We start from the raw sequence: 15,470 nt of genomic DNA, 5'->3' as shown, positions 1-15,470 counted from the left end.
CCACCTTGAGTGTGTGACTTGCCTCGCATCATCGCCTCCCGAAGGGTAGGAAAGCTCCATGCTGCCTGGCCCCGACGCCGACCCGGGCCCGCCTCGTGGACGAGCGAACACCCTGGTCTGCGAGGCTCCAGCCGACAGTGACGATCCGTACTGGGCCTTTTATGAGGAGGTCGCGTCGGCCCAGTTGCGGGAGTGGCTGCCGGCGCAGCCGGCGCGGGTGCTTGACGTCTCCGGCCCGCGGGCCCGCTTCGCCCGCCAGATGGTGACCGCGGGTCACCAGGTCGTGCGGGTGGTGGCCCAGGCCGAGCCGGCCGACCCGGCCGTCGGCCCGGGCTCGCTGCTGCCGGTGGTGGGCGACGCCCGCTCGCTGGACTGGTTCTCCCCCGCCTCGTTCGACGCGGTGCTCGCCGAGGCACGGGCACTGTCGTTCTGCCTGGCCACGGAGACGACCCTCGACGAGATCCACAGCATGCTGCGCCCGGGCGGGAGGCTGCTGCTCTGCGTCGACTCGCTGCTGCTCGGCCTCGCCCGCCTCGCCGAGCAGCATCGCTGGGCGGAGCTGTCCGACGTCCCCCGCGCCGACGTCGTGCTCGTTCCCGCCGAGGACGGCACCATCACCCGCTGCTTCTGGCCGGAGGAGCTGCGGGCGCTGCTGACCAGCGCCGGCTTCGTCGTCGACTGGATCCGGCCGCGCACGGTGCTGTCCGCCGAGGCGGTCAAGCGGGCCGTGGCCGAGGACGTCTCCTGCTTCCCCACCCTCGTGCGCACGGAGGTGGAGCTCTCCGCCGAGCGCGAGGGCGAGTCCATCGGCATCCACCTGATCGCCTCGGCTCGCCGGCCCGCCTAACCGGCCCACCGGTCAGGCCCCCGGCGACGGCCAGGGGACGAGCCGTTCGAGGGCGGCGACGAGGCGCAGCAGTCGGCCCTCCTCGCCAGGGCGGCCGACGATCTGCAGCCCGACCGGGCAGCCGTCGGCGGTGAATCCCGCGGGCACGCTCACCGCCGGCTGCCCACTGAGATTGAACGCCCAGGTCAGGCTCACGCTGCGGACCTCGCCTGGGCCCGCATGCGGATGCGGCCGGTTGGGCGTGGTCGGCGTGAGCAGCACGTCCGCCCGAGCGAACACGCCAGCGAGGCCTCGGTCGTTATGCGCGCGCACCGCCGCGGCGGTCGATGCGGCCGCCGTCCCGGCGGACGCCGTCCCCGAGCCCGCCGACGCCGCTCTCAGCGCAGTCCACGCCGCCTCCGGGTCAAGCAGCTCGACGGGCTCGTCCGTCCAGCTCAGCACCCCCGCGGCGGCAAGCCGGTCGGCGGCGGCCCGGCTCACGGCGACCACCTCCGGCTCGGGCCTGGCGAAGCCGAGCGTCGACGACCAGACGGCGATTCCGAGCCGCCCACCGTCCCACTCCCGACCGATGAAGGGATCGGACAGGCCGTACGGGTCGGACAGGCCGTACAGGTCCGACGGGTGGGACGGGTCGGACGGATCTGGCGGACCGATGCCGAGTGGAGGATACAGCCCGGGAATCGGCTCGCCTCCCGCGGCCGACGACACGCCGCCTCTCACCGGCTCCCCGTCAACCGGCCCCTCGGGGGGCACCGCCGACGGCACCTCGCCGGCGCCGGCGACGACCGCCCACCAGGCGGCCGCGTCGGCGGCGTGGCGGACGATCGGGCCGGGCGCGGTCAGGCCGGCGCGGTCGGGGCCGGGGAGGCGGCCGCTGGTCGGCTTGAGCCCGACCACGCCGCACCAGGCCGCCGGGATGCGGGTGGAGCCGGCGCCGTCGGCGGCGGTCGCGAGGGGAACGACCCCGCTGGCCACGGCGACCGCCGAGCCCGCCGACGAGCCGCCGGGGACTCGATCGGGCCGCCACGGGTTCACCGTCGGGCCGCGGGTGGTGTGCCCCCAGGTCTGCCAGGGATGCGCCGCCCGGATCGGCACCGCCGTCGCCCCGATCGCGATGGCTCCCGCGGCGAGCAGCCGGCGGGTCGTGGGCGCCGTGACGCCGCTGCCCGCCTTGACCGCGATCGGCACGCCGGCCAGCGGCAGCTCGGCGCCGCGGGCGAGCGCCCGGCCGACCAGGCCGGCCCGGTACGCGGCCCAGGCCGGCCAGCAGGAGGTGAAGGCCCGCAGCGCGCCGTCGGTCTCCCGCAGCCGGGTCAGGGCCGCCTCGACCGGGGCCTGCGGGGCGATCAGCCCGGCACGGACCAGCGCGGCCAGCTCGGTGGCGCCGAGCGCCGGGTACTCACGGCGCAAATGATTCACCGGCCCGTACGGTACGGCCGCGCCGGGGGCCGGCCGACCATCCGGCATGCTGTCATGGTGAGCATCCTGACCGGCCCTGAGGCCACGGGCACGCAGTCCGACCCGTGGCCGGCCCCGACCGCGCAGCGCCCGGTGACGGCTGTCGTCCCGGTGCCCGGCGCGAAGTCCGGCACGAACCGGGCGCTCGTTCTCGCCGCCCTGGCGAACGGGACGTCCCGGCTGCGCGGCGCCCTGCGCTCGCGCGACACCCTGCTGATGGCGGGGGTGCTGCGCGCGCTGGGTGCCGAGATCAGCACCGACGGGCCGGACTGGGTCGTGCGACCCGCGCCGGCCGCGCGCCTCGCCGCCGGCGCGCGGGCCGAGTGCGGCAACGCGGGCACCGTCGCCCGGTTCACCCCGGCCCTGGCCACCCTGCGCGAGGGCGACGTCGAGTTCGACGGCGACGCCCGCATGCGCGACCGGCCGCTCACTCCGCTGCTCGGCGCGCTGCGCCGGCTCGGCGCCGACATCGACGGCGACCGGATGCCCTTCACCGTGCGCGGTCGCGGTCGGCTGCCCGGCGGCGAGGTCACCGTCGACGCCTCCGACTCCAGCCAGCTCGTCTCCGGCCTGCTGCTCGCCGCCCCCCGCTACGACGCCGGGGTCACGGTCGTGCACCGCGGGGCGCGCCTGCCGTCGGGCCCCTACCTGGACATGACCGTCGCCGACCTGCGGGCGGCGGGCGCGGTGGTCGAGGTCGCGCCGCCCGGCACCGACGGCAGCCGGCGCTGGCGGGTCGAGCCGGGCGAGCTCGCCGCCGCCGACCGGGCCATCGAGCCGGACATGAACAGCGCCGCGGCCTTCCTCGCGGCCGCGCTCGCCACCGGGGGACGGGTGGTGGTGCCGGACTGGCCCGAGGCGACCGAGCAGCCCGGCCGGATGCTCCCCACGCTGCTGGCGGCGATGGGCGCCACGACCGAGCGCACCGCGGCAGGGCTGGCGGTCAGCGGCGGCAGTGGGATCCACGGGATCGACGTCGACCTCGGCGACTTCGGGGAGGCCGCGCCCGTCCTGACCGCGCTCGCCGCCCTCGCCGACTCGCCGTCCCGGCTGCGCGGCATCGGGCACCTGCGCCTGCAGGAGACCGACCGGCTCGTCGCCCTCGCCCAGGAGCTCGGCAGTCTCGGCGCGCGGATCACGGTGACCGACGACGGGCTGGCGATCGAGCCGGCGCCCCTGCGCGGCGCGCGCCTCGACCCGCGCGGCGACCATCGGCTGGCGATGGCGTACGCGGTGGTGGGCCTGGTCGTGCCGGGGATCGTCATCGACGACATCGCGACGACCGGCAAGACGGTGCCGGACTTCCCCCGCATGTGGACGGCGATGCTGGCCGGATGAGCGCTGTCCGGATGAGCGCTGACGGAACGAGTGCTGGCGGAATGAGCGCTGGCGGAATGAGCGCTGGCCGGACGAGCGGCGCGGCGAACCGGGCCGTGGGCTAGCCGATGGCCCGCGAACTGGACGAGGACGATGTCCGGGTGCGACCGGGGCGCAGCTCGCGTCCCCGGACCCGGGAGCGGCCCGACCACGCCGAGGCGGTGCCGGCGGTGGTGGTCGGCGTCGACCGTGGCCGCTACACCTGCCGGCCGGGCCCGACGCCGCAACGGCTGGTCGCCGCGGTGCGCGGCGGGTCGATGCGCCGCACGTCCGTGGTCGTCGGGGACCGGGTCGCGCTGGTCGGCGACGTCACGGGGACGTCTGGGGCGCTGGCCCGGCTGGTGCGCCGCGAGGAGCGCACGAGCGTCCTGCGGCGCACGCCCGACGACACCGACCCGGCGGAGCGGCCGATCGTCGCGAACGCCGACATCCTGGTCATCGTCTGCTCGATGACCGATCCGGTGCCGCGGCCGGGCCTGATCGACCGTTGCCTGGTCGCCGCCTACGACGGCGGGCTGTCCCCGGTGCTGTGCCTGACCAAGACCGACCTGGCCGACCCCGCGCCGCTGATCGAGCTGTACCGGCCGCTGGGCTTCCCGGTGCTGACGACTCAGCCGGACTGCGACCTCGACCCGCTGCTGGCGCTGCTGACCGACCGGGTCAGCGTGTTCTTCGGCCACAGCGGGGTCGGGAAGTCCAGCCTGGTCAACCGGCTGGTGCCGGCCGCGGACCTGGCGATCGGCGAGGTCAACGCCGTGACGGGCCGCGGCCGGCACACGTCGTCGGCGGCCGTGGCGCTGCTGCTCCCGGGGGGCGGCACGGTGATCGACACGCCGGGGGTGCGGTCGTTCGGCCTCGGCGCGGTGGCACCGAACCGGGTGCTGCGGGCCTTCTCCGACCTCGCCGCCGCGGCCGAGCACTGCCAGCCCGGCTGCGAGCATCTCGCCCCGTCGCCCGACTGCGCGCTGGACTCGGCGGTGCGCGACGGCAGGGCCGACGCCGCCCGGCTCGCGAGCCTTCGCCGCCTGTTGGCGGCCCGCGGAACGCCCCTATGAGAATGCAGATCGCGAGATACATCACACTCTTCCCGCCACGCGGGGCCTGCCGTCCGCGTCACCGACGCGCCAGGGGGCTCGACTCGTAGTCTCGCAGGCGTGACCCCGCCTAACCCCACCTCCGTGGGCACCGAATCGACCGAGGACATCGACGCCGTCGCCGTCGCCGACGATCTCGCGCTCGCGCTGAGTCTCGCGGACGCCGCCGATCGGATAACTCTCTCCCGTTTCCAAGCCGTCGATCTGCACGTCGAATCCAAGCCGGACAACACGCCGGTCTCCGACGCCGACACCGCCGTCGAATCCATGATCCGTGAGCGGCTCGCCGTCGCCCGGCCGGGGGACGCCGTCCTCGGTGAGGAGGAGGGGCTCGTCGGCGCGGGCGCCCGGCGGCGCTGGATCCTCGACCCCGTCGACGGTACGAAGAACTTCGTGCGCGGCGTGCCGGTCTGGGGCACTCTGCTCGGCCTGGAGGTGGACGGCCAGATGGTCGTCGGCGTGGCGAGCGCACCCGCGATGAGCCGGCGCTGGTGGGGGGCCCGGGGCACCGGCGCGTTCACCCGGGACGCCACCGGCGACACCCGGGCGCTCAAGGTCTCCTCGGTTGGCCGGCTGGGGGACGCGTTCATGTCCTTCGCCTCGGTGGAGGGCTGGCGGACCGCGGACCGGCTCGACCAGTTCCTGCACCTGGCCGACCAGGTCTGGCGGACCCGGGCCTACGGCGACTTCTGGTCGCACATGATGGTCGCCGAGGGCGCGGTGGACCTCGCCTGCGAGCCCGAGGTGTCCCTGTGGGACATGGCGGCGCTGCAGGTCATCGTCGAGGAGGCCGGCGGCCGGTTCACCGACCTGGCCGGCCGCCGCGGCCCGGGCCACGGCACCGTGCTGACGACCAACGGCCACCTGCACGACGTCGCGCTGCGTTCCTTCAACGACTGAAGCCCCCAGAAAGGCCACGGGGCCCACACGTAACCCCCAGGAGATGAGTGGCGGCCGGTGATCGGCTTCGCGCACCGCGGGGCGCCGGCCCCGCACCAACGGGAGAACACCCTGCCCGCGTTCCGGCGTGCATTGGCCGGCGGGGCCAGCGGGTTGGAGTCGGACGCCTGGCTGACCGCGGACGGGGTGCCGGTGCTGCACCATGACGGGGTACTCGGACCGCCCGGCCGGCGGCGGCGGATCAGCGATCTGACCGCCGACCGGCTGCCCGGCTGGGTGCCGTCGCTGACCGCGTTCTACGCCGAGCTCGGCACGTCGTTCGAGTTCAGCCTCGATCTGAAGGGTCCGCCCGGCGGCTGGGCGCCCGCGGCGGATGCCGTGGTCGCCGTGACCCGCCAGGCGGGCGGAAGCCCGGCAGCTCGGCGGCTGTGGCTGTGCGGGAACCTCCCGGAGCTCGCCGCCTTCCGGGATCGTGACCCGGACGTGCGCCTGGTGAATTCCACGTCGATGCGCACGGTGATGGACGGTGGCGGGGTCAGCGCCTACGGCGGGCGGCTGCGCGCCGCCGGGGTGGCCGCGCTGAACCTACGGACCCGGGAATGGACGCCACCGCGGGCCGGGATCGTCGGCGTTCTGCACGACCTCGGTATCGCCGCGTTCGGATGGGATGCGCAGAGCACAAGCACCCTGACACGCCTGGCCGGATACGGGCTGGACGCGGTCTACAGCGACCATCTCGCGCGGCTGGTGCGGGTCACCGGTTCCGCCGCAGTATAGCGTCGGACCAGCGGCATAGCATCGGACCAGTAGCATAGCGTCGGACCGGCGGATGAGTCGGAAGCACGGGCGGCACACCGGGCGAATTGGCTGACGAAGCTGACGAAGCTGCCCATTGCGTTGTGCGCAGCGTGACCCGGCTCCGGCGCACTGTCATATCGTCGACTGTTAGGTTAGCTTGAGGTAGCTATAGGGACCACCGACGGAGAGTGGCCACGAAAGATCGGCCGACCAGCCGGATGGATTGGCCCGCAGAAGCGATTACCGCGCGGCCGACGACGGTGGGCGACCATGGCTCACCGTGGCACTTTCCTGACACCCGGATGACGGACGACTCCGCTCAGTCCTCCTCGGCGACTTTCAGCATCTGCTCCGGAAACCCGGTGCGTTCCGCCACATGCTCGACGGAGTAACCCTGTCGCACCAGGTCCCGGGCCTGCTCCAGCGTCCAGCCCCGCCCGGGGTCAACCCGGCTGACAACCACTTCACTCGCCTGGTGCCGTTCCTGCGGCCAGCTGAGTCGTGCACGGCGTGCCAAGGGTCGACCTCCGAGATTTGAGGACTTTGGTGTTACGCCACCAAGGATAGGCCATATTGACGCCGGCCTGCCCGTTGAACTCCACGATAGCGGGTGGCGACCTGTTAATGCAGACCCGCGCCGAAGGCTGTGCATCATCCGAACGCCGGGTGGCCCGAACAGGCGGCCATGCACAAGGTACGAGTGGGCAGGATCTCCGTCGACCTCGGGAACTTCCCGGTGACGAAGAGCGTCGAGGAGAGCGGTTCAGCCGAGAAGGCATGACCGCATCTGTCCGGGGGCCTTCCGGCCCACCCACCGCTTAGCCGTCCATCCGCGGCCGCGCGGGCATAGACCGAACCGCGGCGAGGGACGCCGGCCAGACCGAACCCGAAACGGCCTGATACCGGCCCCCGAGCCCTCAGCCGACGGGTGCGCCCGGATCGGGCGGCCCGCCCCGGCCGGTGCCTCCCGACTGCCGCTCCCCCACCCGAGACGCCCCCGCTCGCGCCTTCCCCACCCGCGACGTCCCCGAACGGGGGGACTCGGCGGTGGTGGCGTTCACGGTGCCGGTGGTGTTCGTCTCGGTCGCGGCAGTCGTCTCGGGCGCGGAAGTCGTGTCGGTCGCGGAAGTCGTGTCGGTGGCGGTGTTCGTCTCGGTGCCGGTGCTCTCGGTGACGGCCGTGGCAGCCTCCGCAGGCAGGGTCGTGGGGTCGGGATCGTCCACCGGCAGGGGGGTGCGCGCGTCCCGGCCGTGTTCGCGCAGCAACATCCGCCACTGGCGCGGCGAGTGGCTCGCCGGCCTGGTCGTGGCCAGAAAATCCTCGAGAACCCGCCGGAAGCGCGCGGGATCGCTGTGATGGGGGAAATGCCCGGCACCGGAGAAGATCTCCAGCCGGCTTCCGGGCATGGCCGCATGCGCGATCCGGGCGTGCTCGACCGGGATCACGGCGTCCCGGTCACCCCAGACGATCAGCGACGGCATCCCGGCGGCCAGATAGCAGCGGTCGAGCATCGTGATGGCCTGCCCGCGGGCGTCGACGACGCTTCGTAGCGTCCGGAGGAAGGCCGCCCGCGCCGTCGGCACCCCGAGCGAATCGCAGACGTGCAGGATGTCCTCGGCATCGCGGCCCAGGGCGGTGTGCAGCAGCCGCAGCGCCCGCAGTCCGGTCCAGCCGGCGAGCCGCACCGGCGGGACGCCCATCAGCGACATCACCGCGCCGGCGCCCGGCAGCGCCGCAGCCCGAAGCGCCGGGTGCAGATCGGGCCCGACCCCGCCGGTGGACACCAGGACGAGCCGCTCGCAGCGCTCCGGGAACTGGTAGGCGAACTGCATCGCGACCCCGCCACCGAGGGAATGCCCGACGACCGTCGCCCGCGCGATGCCGAGCACGGTGAGCAGGTCACGCATGCCGCAGGCATAGCCGGCCACCGAGTAGTCGCCGCGCGGCTTGTCCGACTCCCCGTGCCCGAGCAGGTCGGGGGCGATCACCGTGTGGCGTCGCGCGAGCTCGGGAATGATCGGCGCCCAGGTGCGGGCGTTGTCCCCGATGCCGTGGATCAGCAGGAGCACCGGTCCGCGGCCGGCGCGCAGGTAGCAGCGCCGGTACCCGTGGACCGTGACGAACCGCGGGGTCAGCCCCCCAGCCCCCGCACTCGGCGCACCGACGGTCATGGCCACCCCAGATCAGAACTCAATGTTGCTCATCACGTGCTTGATCCTGGTGTAGTCCTCCAGGCCGTACACGGAAAGATCCTTGCCGTAGCCGCTCTTCTTGAATCCGCCGTGCGGCATCTCCGCGACGATCGAGATGTGAGTGTTGATCCATACGCAGCCGAAGTCCAGGCGGCGCGCGACCCGCATGGCCCGGCCGTGATCGCGCGTCCAGACGCTGGAGGCCAGGCCGTACTCGACGCCGTTGGCCCAGGCCACCGCGGTGTCCTCCGAGTCGAACCGCTGCACCGTGATGACCGGGCCGAAGACCTCCGACTGGATGAGTTCGTCGTCCTGGCGCAGACCGGCGATGACCGTGGCGGGGTAGAAGTAGCCCGGCCGATCGAGGGCCGCCCCGCCGGCAAGGACCTCGGCGTGCTCCGGCGCCCGTTGGACGAACCCGCCCACCCGGTCGAGCTGGCCGGCGCTGTTCAACGGGCCGTAGTCGACGTCGGTCTCGTCCGGCGAACCCGTCGCGGTGCCCCGGGCCGCCTCGGCCAGCGCGGCGGCGAGATCGTCGTGGATCCCCGGCGCGGCCAGCACCCGGGTCGCCGCGGTGCAGTCCTGGCCGGCGTTGAAGTAGGCGGCGCCGGCGATCTCCGCGGCGACGGCGGCCGGGTCCACGTCGTCGAAGACGATGACCGGCGCCTTGCCGCCGAGCTCGAGATGCACCCGCTTGAGCGAGTCCGCCGCCGCCCGCGCCACCTCCATGCCGGCCCGCACGCTGCCGGTCACCGACACCATCGCCGGCCCCGGGTGCGCGACCAGCGCCCGCCCGGTGTCCCGGTCCCCGCAGACGACGTTGAGCACGCCGGGCGGGAGGAACTCGGCGGCGATCTCGGCGAGCAGCAGGCTGGACGCCGGGGTCGTGTCCGACGGCTTGAGGACGACCGTGTTGCCGGCCGCGATCGCCGGGGCGATCTTCCACACCGCCATCATCAGCGGGTAGTTCCACGGCGTGACCTGCGCGCAGACCCCGACGGGCTCCCGGCGGACGTAGCTGGTGTGCCCGGCGAGGTACTCCCCGGCGGCCCGGCCCTCCAGCAGGCGCGCGGCCCCGGCGAAGAAGCGAATCTGGTCGGCGGACGGCCCGATCTCCTCGTCGACGGTGAGCTGCAGCGGCTTGCCGGTGTTGGCGCTCTCCACCGCGGCGACCTCGTCGGCGCGCTCCTCCAGCGCGTCCGCGAGGCGCAGCAGCGCCCGGGAGCGCTCGGCCGGGGTGGTGTCGCGCCAGGTCTCGAACGCCGTGGACGCGGCGCGGACGGCGGCGTCGACGTCGGCGGGACCCGACCGCGGGGACTCGGCGAACAGCTCGCCGGTCGACGGGTTCAGAATCGACATCGTCTCGCCGTCGGCGGTCTGACTGGAAACACCGCCGACGAAGTTGGCGAGGATCGCGTCCATATGTCTCTCCTAGCGCTGATGGTCTCCCGACCGTCCGGCTGCCCGACATGTCGCCACAACGATTACGATGGTTCCACGAACTTCAGGCCACGGATAGCGTGAGTAAAGGACCGTGACGCCACGGAAACACGCTACCCGCGCCCCGTCCAGCGGAGGGCGCGCGGCCCCGGAGAAAGGCAGGTCGAAACGATGCCGGGCCGCCGCCGTCCCGCCGCCGCAGCCACCGTCCCGTCCCTGTGGCTGGATACCGCCGGCCCCGCCACCACACCCCGGCCGCGTCTGTTGGGCCGGCTCACCGCCGACGTCGCCATCGTCGGCGCCGGCTTCACCGGCCTGTGGACCGCCTACCACCTGCGCCGCGACGACCCGACCCTGCGGGTGGCCGTCGTCGAACGGGAGACCGCCGGATTCGGCGCGTCCGGGCGCAACGGCGGCTGGTGCTCGGCGCTGTTCCCCGTCCAGTCGATGGCGCCGGCGATGCGGGGGCCGCTCGCGGCCACCATCGACGACATCGACGCCGTCTGCCGCGCCGAGGGCATCGACTGCGACCTCGTCAAGGACGGTTTCCTCGAACTCGCCACCACCCCCGCCCAACTCACCCGCCTACGCGCAACCCTCCCGAGCGCGCCCGCCGTCGACTCCGCACCGCGCTGGCTGGACGCCGACCAGGCCGCCCGCCTCGTCCGGGTGCCCGGCGCGCTCGGCGGGATCCTCGACCCGCAGTGCGCCGCGCTACACCCGGTCAAGCTGGTCCGCGGCCTCGCGGCGGCGGCGCAGCGCCACGGCGCCGAGCTGTTCGAGCACTCCCCCGCCGAGCGCATCGAACCGGGTCGGGTGGTGCTGGCCGACGGCGAGATCCAGGCGGGCGTCGTCGTGCGGGCCACCGAGGGCTACACCCCCGCCCTGCCCGGCCTGCGCCGCGACCTGGCCCCCGTCTACTCGCTCGTCATCGCCACGGAGCCGCTGCCGGAGTCGGTCTGGGCGGAGATCGGCTGGGACCGCCGGGTCACCCTGTCCGACGGGCGGCGGCTGCTCATCTACGCCCAGCGCAGCGCGGACGGCCGGATCGTCCTCGGCGGTCGCGGCGCGCCCTACCACTTCGGCTCGCGCACCAGCCCGGCCTTCGACTCCTCCCCCGCCGTCTTCGAGCACCTCCGCCGCACCCTGGTCACCCTGTTCCCCGCCGCCGCGAACGCCCGGATCACCCACCGCTGGGGCGGCCCCCTCGGCGTCCCGCGCGACTGGACCCCCGGCGTCTGTTTCGCCCCCGACACCGGCCTGGCCTGGGCCGGCGGCTACGTCGGCGACGGCGTGGCCGCCGCCGCCCTGGCCGGACGAACCCTCGCCGACCTGATCCGCGGCCAGCACTCCCCCCGCACCGAGCTCCCCTGGGTCGTCGACCACCGCCGCCCCTGGGAACCCGAACCGGCCCGCTGGCTCGGCATCAACGCCGGCCGCCTGCTCGCCGCCGCCGCCGACACCCGCGAGAACCGCACCGGCCGCCCCTCCCGCCTCGGCCCCGCCCTCGACCACCTCACCGGCCACTAACCCCCTCACCGGCCACTAACCCCCTCACCGGCCACTAACCTCCTTCCCGGCTCACTGATCTCCTCCTCGATCGCGAGCCCGCGAGGCGATCAGCGGGCGCGAGAGCGCTCGCCTTACAAGCGAGTGGTCCGCACAACCACAATCCCGCGATGTTCGTTCACTCCCGAGGCGGAAAGCCCGAACGGGCCGGCCGAACGCCATCTCCGATCACCCCGCGGATCATCAGCGACGGGTGGGCACTCAGCCCGCCGGTACACAACTCGGCGGCGATCTCCTCCCGGACGGGATCCACCCGGTCGCGCGATGCGGTTCCGCGGAACACCAAGATCGCCGGAGCTGGGGGCTGCAGCTGGGGCTGGGGCGCGCAGCGCGGTTCCGCGGAACACCAACATCCCGCGATCGAATCGCCACTCCAACCGGGCGCCGTTGTTGCGATCCCTCCAGGGATGATCAGCGACCCCATAGTAAAGGTGCAGGTCAGGACGTTGATCCAGACCGGTTGGCAGGGCGGGTTCACGGGCGGCCGCCTTGCTGGTTCGGGCGGGTTGCGGTGCGGAGAGCTCGTTGCGGTGCGCTATGCATGGTTCGGATGCTCAGACCGTACACAGCGCGCCGCAATTGCCAGACGGGCCGGAACGCGACGTCCGGAGCGAGCACCCAGGCTCGATCGTCGGAACGGCGGCAGGACTGGCCGGGTGGGCCGGAGGTCCGGTCGGGCAGGTCAGGCGGGTCAGGCGGTGAGGTCGCGGGTGAGCTGGTCGAGGCTGTCGAGGTAGCGGTCGACGTCGGCGTCGGTGTGCTGGACCGACAGGGTCCACTCCTCCTCGCGGCCGGGGGCCATCAGGACGCCGCGGTTGGCGTTGTAGAGCCAGGCGAGCTCGGGTAGTTCGGCGTTCTGGTGGGCCATGAAGGACGTGTAGTCGCGGATGGGTGCGTCGGAGAAGTGCACGCAGCCCTTGGAGCTGATCCCGACCGTGTAGCCGGGGATGCCGTGGCGGGCCAGGATCTCGTCGCAGCCGGCGATCAGGCGGTCGTTGAGGTGGTCGAGGTGCGCGTAGGCGTCGGGGGTGAGCACCTCGAGCAGACTCGCGCGGGCGGCGGCCATGGTCAGCGGGTTGCCGTTGAACGTGCCGACCTGCTTGACCTTGTCCGAGGCGACGACCTCCATGATCTCCGCGGTCGCGCCGATGGCGCCCGACGGCAGGCCGCCACCGAGGGCCTTGGCCAGCGTGATCATGTCGGGTCGCACGCCGAAGCGCTCGGTGGCGCCGCCGGCCGCGACGCACAGGCCGGTCTTGACCTCGTCGAAGATGAGGATGATGCCGTGTCGGGCGGTGATCTCCCGGACCGCCTCGAGGTAGCCGGGCTCGGGCAGGACGACACCCAGGTTCATCATCGCCGCCTCCATGATGACGCAGGCGGGCAGGCGGCCCTCGGCGGCGAGGGCCTCGATCCGGCGTTCCATCGCGGGGGCGTCGTTGAACGGGACGGGCACGGTGAGGTCGATGACGGCCTGCGGGATTCCCGCGCCGTAGCCGAGGGAGTTCATGTTGTCGGCCGGGCCGATGTCGTCGTAGGGCGCGCCGATCGACACCATCACGTAGTCGTGGTGGCCGTGGTACGAGCCGAAGATCTTGACGATCGTGTCGCGGCCGGTGACCCCGCGGGCGATGCGGATGGCGTCCATCGTCGCCTCGGAGCCGGAGTTGACGTAGCGCCACTGCGGCAGCCCGAACCGGCGGGCGAGCTCCTCGCTGACGACGACCGAGTCCTCGGTCGGCATGGCGAAGTGGGTGCCGAGGGCGACCCGCTCGGTCACCGCGCGCACGATCGCGGGGTGGGCGTGACCCTGGACCATCGAGCCGAAGCCGTTGTGGAAGTCGGCGTACTCGTTGCCGTCGACGTCCCAGACGAGCGATCCGCGCCCGTGGGTGAGGTAGATCGGCCACGGGTCGCGGATCTGGTAGGACGAGGGCACCCCCGACGTCATCGACCGCGCCGCCCGCGTGTGCATCTGTTCGGAACCGCGGGTCCGGTTCTGCAGGCGGGCCTCCTCCCGATCGGTGAGCTCCGCCGCCCTGGCGTGAAGTGCGGCCTGGGTCACACTTGCCTCGGTAACGATCAGATTCGACACCGTCCACGCATCCCTTCAGCCAAGCGCCTACCGAAAGCGTAGCTCGACTGGCCATTGGACGAGTGAATCCGTGGACAAAAGCGGATTCGGGTATCGCTTCCCCGTTCATTCACTCGTAGCCATACGATGACAACGGGACGCCCTCCGAGCGGTCCGGGCCGGCGCGGCCCGACACCCCGGCCGGCGATCGGACCGGCGCGCCGCCGGGCGAGACGAGGAGGATGCCGGGTGCAGTCTCGACGGACACCCGGCCAGCGCTCCGCCTCAGACGGGCTGCTGGACGACATCAACAAGGCCATCATCGAGCAGCTCCAGCAGGACGGACGGCGCTCGTACGCGGCGATGGCTGCCGCCGTCGGGCTGTCCGAGGCCGCGGTGCGCCAACGGGTCCAGCGGCTGCTCGACGCCGGCGTCATGCAGATCGTCGCCGTCACCGATCCCCTGCGGGTCGGCTTCCACCGGGAAGCCATGATCGGCGTGCGGGTCACCGGCGACACACGGGTGGTCGCCGCCACCATCGCCGATCTCCCCGAGGTCGACTACGTCGTCCTCACGGCCGGCTCGTTCGACCTCATCGTCGAGATCGTCGCCGAGGATGACGAGCACCTGCTGGAACTGATCAACGACCGGATCCGCGCCCTGCCGCAGGTGCTCGCCACGGAGACGTTCGTCTACCTGCGTCTGGTGAAGCAGACCTACACCTGGGGAGCGCGCTGACGGCGCCGGCGCGACAAGGACGGGCGGGCAGGGGTGACGCGGGGTTCAGGGGCACGAACGGGACGGCGGCCGGGGGCGGCGAAGTGCGACGACGGCGGCGATAAGCCGTGGTCGGAGGCTTGCCCGAGCCAGGGCCGGCGGAGGGGCACTCATCGCCGCGGGTGAGGCGCCGTGAGCGGGGAACGGTCGCGGAGTCACGCCGCCGACAGCGTTCCCCGAACAACCAAGCAGTACCAACAAGAGTCCAACACGTGCAATGACACAACAACTCGGCCCAGACACGATGGGGTGAGCATGGCGCTTGTCCACCATGACCCGCAGGACGGCATACTCGTTACTCGCATTGGCCAGGCCGAGATCACCGTGCGGCCCGAGCCGCCGGCGAGCGCCGGCAAGGCTCCGGTGATCCTCCTCCGCCTGGACGCTCCCATGCTGGATACGCTCGCCGCCGCCTACCTCGACCCCGACGAGGCCCGCCGCCTCGCCCAGTCCCTGCTCCGCGCCGCCGAGGCAGCGCGACCCAGCAGCCCCTGGCGCACGCCCCGCCCCCGCTGACCCGCGCCCGCCGTCTCGCTCTGCATCATCGGTCGACTGCCGAGCCGAGCCGAGGTCTCGATGCGATTTTCCGGTCTGAAACCGTACCCAGATCTCGGGATGATGCGGCCGCGATCTGGCCCTGGCCGGGATGACGAGCGGTCGCCGTGGCCGGGAGCGGAAGTCCTCAGCCGCGGCGCCCGGCGTCTCGCTTGGCGAGGGAGGCTGCGGCAGGAGACAGAGCCGGCAGGAGACAGAGCCGGCAGGCCACAATGCGAAGAGGCTCCCGGAGAATCTCCGGGAGCCTCTTCGTTTGGTAGCGGGGACAGGATTTGAACCTGTGACCTCTGGGTTATGAGCCCAGCGAGCTACCGAGCTGCTCCACCCCGCGTCGGTGTGTCTTTACTATACAGGGCCGCCACCGGCAGATGTCAAACCGATGGCGGCCC

General features: G+C 72.9%; 13 protein-coding genes and 1 tRNA gene. 8 read left to right on the top strand and 6 right to left on the bottom strand.

What is annotated here, in order from left to right; translation table 11 throughout:
- Positions 1-58 precede the first annotated feature (58 nt).
- Positions 59-847, top strand: a complete 789-nt coding sequence (locus tag AC5R91_RS23885) for a class I SAM-dependent methyltransferase (RefSeq protein ID WP_495393554.1) — start codon at positions 59-61, stop codon at positions 845-847.
- Positions 848-859: 12 nt separating this feature from the next.
- On the opposite strand, the gene AC5R91_RS23880 is transcribed toward AC5R91_RS23885, so the two are convergent.
- Positions 860-2,266: an amidase gene (locus AC5R91_RS23880; protein ID WP_495393553.1), complete on the bottom strand. Its 1,407-nt coding sequence runs from the start codon at positions 2,264-2,266 to the stop codon at positions 860-862.
- A 54-nt stretch (positions 2,267-2,320) separates the two neighbouring features.
- On the opposite strand from AC5R91_RS23880, the gene aroA reads away from it, so the two are divergent.
- The 4 genes from aroA (at position 2,321) to AC5R91_RS23860 (ending at position 6,453) form a co-directional block, all read left to right on the top strand.
- Positions 2,321-3,643: a 3-phosphoshikimate 1-carboxyvinyltransferase gene (aroA, locus tag AC5R91_RS23875; protein ID WP_495393552.1), complete on the top strand. Its 1,323-nt coding sequence runs from the start codon at positions 2,321-2,323 to the stop codon at positions 3,641-3,643.
- A gap of 107 nt (positions 3,644-3,750) precedes the next feature.
- Positions 3,751-4,737, top strand: coding sequence for a ribosome small subunit-dependent GTPase A (gene rsgA, locus AC5R91_RS23870; RefSeq protein WP_495393551.1), 987 nt, complete (start codon positions 3,751-3,753; stop codon positions 4,735-4,737).
- 99 nt (positions 4,738-4,836) lie between these two features.
- Positions 4,837-5,676 carry a histidinol-phosphatase gene (hisN, locus tag AC5R91_RS23865; RefSeq protein ID WP_495393550.1) on the top strand — a complete coding sequence of 280 codons (840 nt, stop codon included), beginning with the start codon at positions 4,837-4,839 and terminating at the stop codon, positions 5,674-5,676.
- Positions 5,677-5,733: 57 nt separating this feature from the next.
- A complete protein-coding gene (locus AC5R91_RS23860; protein WP_495393549.1) occupies positions 5,734-6,453 on the top strand; it encodes a glycerophosphodiester phosphodiesterase in 720 nt (239 codons plus the stop codon).
- A gap of 340 nt (positions 6,454-6,793) precedes the next feature.
- On the opposite strand, the gene AC5R91_RS23855 is transcribed toward AC5R91_RS23860, so the two are convergent.
- The 3 genes from AC5R91_RS23855 to AC5R91_RS23845 form a co-directional block, all read right to left on the bottom strand.
- The gene (locus AC5R91_RS23855) at positions 6,794-6,937 is read right to left on the bottom strand and encodes a hypothetical protein (RefSeq protein ID WP_235487522.1); all 144 of its coding nucleotides are present in this window, start codon (positions 6,935-6,937) and stop codon (positions 6,794-6,796) included.
- Positions 6,938-7,391: 454 nt separating this feature from the next.
- Positions 7,392-8,645 (bottom strand): alpha/beta fold hydrolase, encoded by a 1,254-nt coding sequence (locus tag AC5R91_RS23850; protein ID WP_495393548.1) that lies wholly within the window; start codon positions 8,643-8,645, stop codon positions 7,392-7,394.
- Between the two features lie 12 nt (positions 8,646-8,657).
- Complete coding sequence (locus AC5R91_RS23845) at positions 8,658-10,088, bottom strand: gamma-aminobutyraldehyde dehydrogenase (RefSeq protein WP_495393547.1); 1,431 nt, start codon at positions 10,086-10,088, stop codon at positions 8,658-8,660.
- A 189-nt stretch (positions 10,089-10,277) separates the two neighbouring features.
- Here AC5R91_RS23845 and AC5R91_RS23840 point away from each other — a divergent pair, with 189 nt between their 5' ends.
- On the top strand, positions 10,278-11,636 hold the full coding sequence (locus AC5R91_RS23840) for an NAD(P)/FAD-dependent oxidoreductase (protein WP_495393546.1): 1,359 nt from the start codon (positions 10,278-10,280) through the stop codon (positions 11,634-11,636).
- Positions 11,637-12,366: 730 nt separating this feature from the next.
- On the opposite strand, the gene AC5R91_RS23835 is transcribed toward AC5R91_RS23840, so the two are convergent.
- Complete coding sequence (locus AC5R91_RS23835) at positions 12,367-13,770, bottom strand: aspartate aminotransferase family protein (protein ID WP_495393545.1); 1,404 nt, start codon at positions 13,768-13,770, stop codon at positions 12,367-12,369.
- A 228-nt stretch (positions 13,771-13,998) separates the two neighbouring features.
- On the opposite strand from AC5R91_RS23835, the gene AC5R91_RS23830 reads away from it, so the two are divergent.
- Together AC5R91_RS23830 and AC5R91_RS23825 are read left to right on the top strand one after the other, a co-directional pair.
- Entirely contained in the window at positions 13,999-14,487 is a 489-nt protein-coding gene (locus AC5R91_RS23830) for an Lrp/AsnC family transcriptional regulator (RefSeq protein WP_495393544.1), read from the top strand.
- Positions 14,488-14,781: 294 nt separating this feature from the next.
- Positions 14,782-15,042, top strand: a complete 261-nt coding sequence (locus AC5R91_RS23825; protein WP_044885396.1) for a hypothetical protein — start codon at positions 14,782-14,784, stop codon at positions 15,040-15,042.
- 293 nt (positions 15,043-15,335) lie between these two features.
- On the opposite strand, the gene AC5R91_RS23820 is transcribed toward AC5R91_RS23825, so the two are convergent.
- Positions 15,336-15,412 (bottom strand) — tRNA-Met (locus AC5R91_RS23820).
- Positions 15,413-15,470 lie beyond the last annotated feature (58 nt).

This window comes from Frankia sp. BMG5.60, from assembly GCF_059428125.1.
Note: the sequence above shows the minus strand (reverse complement) of the source record. Positions and strands in the feature narration are given on the sequence as shown.

What these genes read in the sequence shown, in the direction of transcription:
- aroA (WP_495393552.1), top strand. Translation starts at nt 2,321, where the DNA reads ATGGTGAGCATCCTGACCGGCCCTGAGGCCACGGGCACGCAGTCCGAC.
- AC5R91_RS23845 (WP_495393547.1), bottom strand. Translation starts at nt 10,088, where the DNA reads ATGGACGCGATCCTCGCCAACTTCGTCGGCGGTGTTTCCAGTCAGACC.
- AC5R91_RS23840 (WP_495393546.1), top strand. Translation starts at nt 10,278, where the DNA reads ATGCCGGGCCGCCGCCGTCCCGCCGCCGCAGCCACCGTCCCGTCCCTG.
- AC5R91_RS23885 (WP_495393554.1), top strand. Translation starts at nt 59, where the DNA reads ATGCTGCCTGGCCCCGACGCCGACCCGGGCCCGCCTCGTGGACGAGCG.
- rsgA (WP_495393551.1), top strand. Translation starts at nt 3,751, where the DNA reads ATGGCCCGCGAACTGGACGAGGACGATGTCCGGGTGCGACCGGGGCGC.
- AC5R91_RS23850 (WP_495393548.1), bottom strand. Translation starts at nt 8,645, where the DNA reads ATGACCGTCGGTGCGCCGAGTGCGGGGGCTGGGGGGCTGACCCCGCGG.
- AC5R91_RS23825 (WP_044885396.1), top strand. Translation starts at nt 14,782, where the DNA reads ATGGCGCTTGTCCACCATGACCCGCAGGACGGCATACTCGTTACTCGC.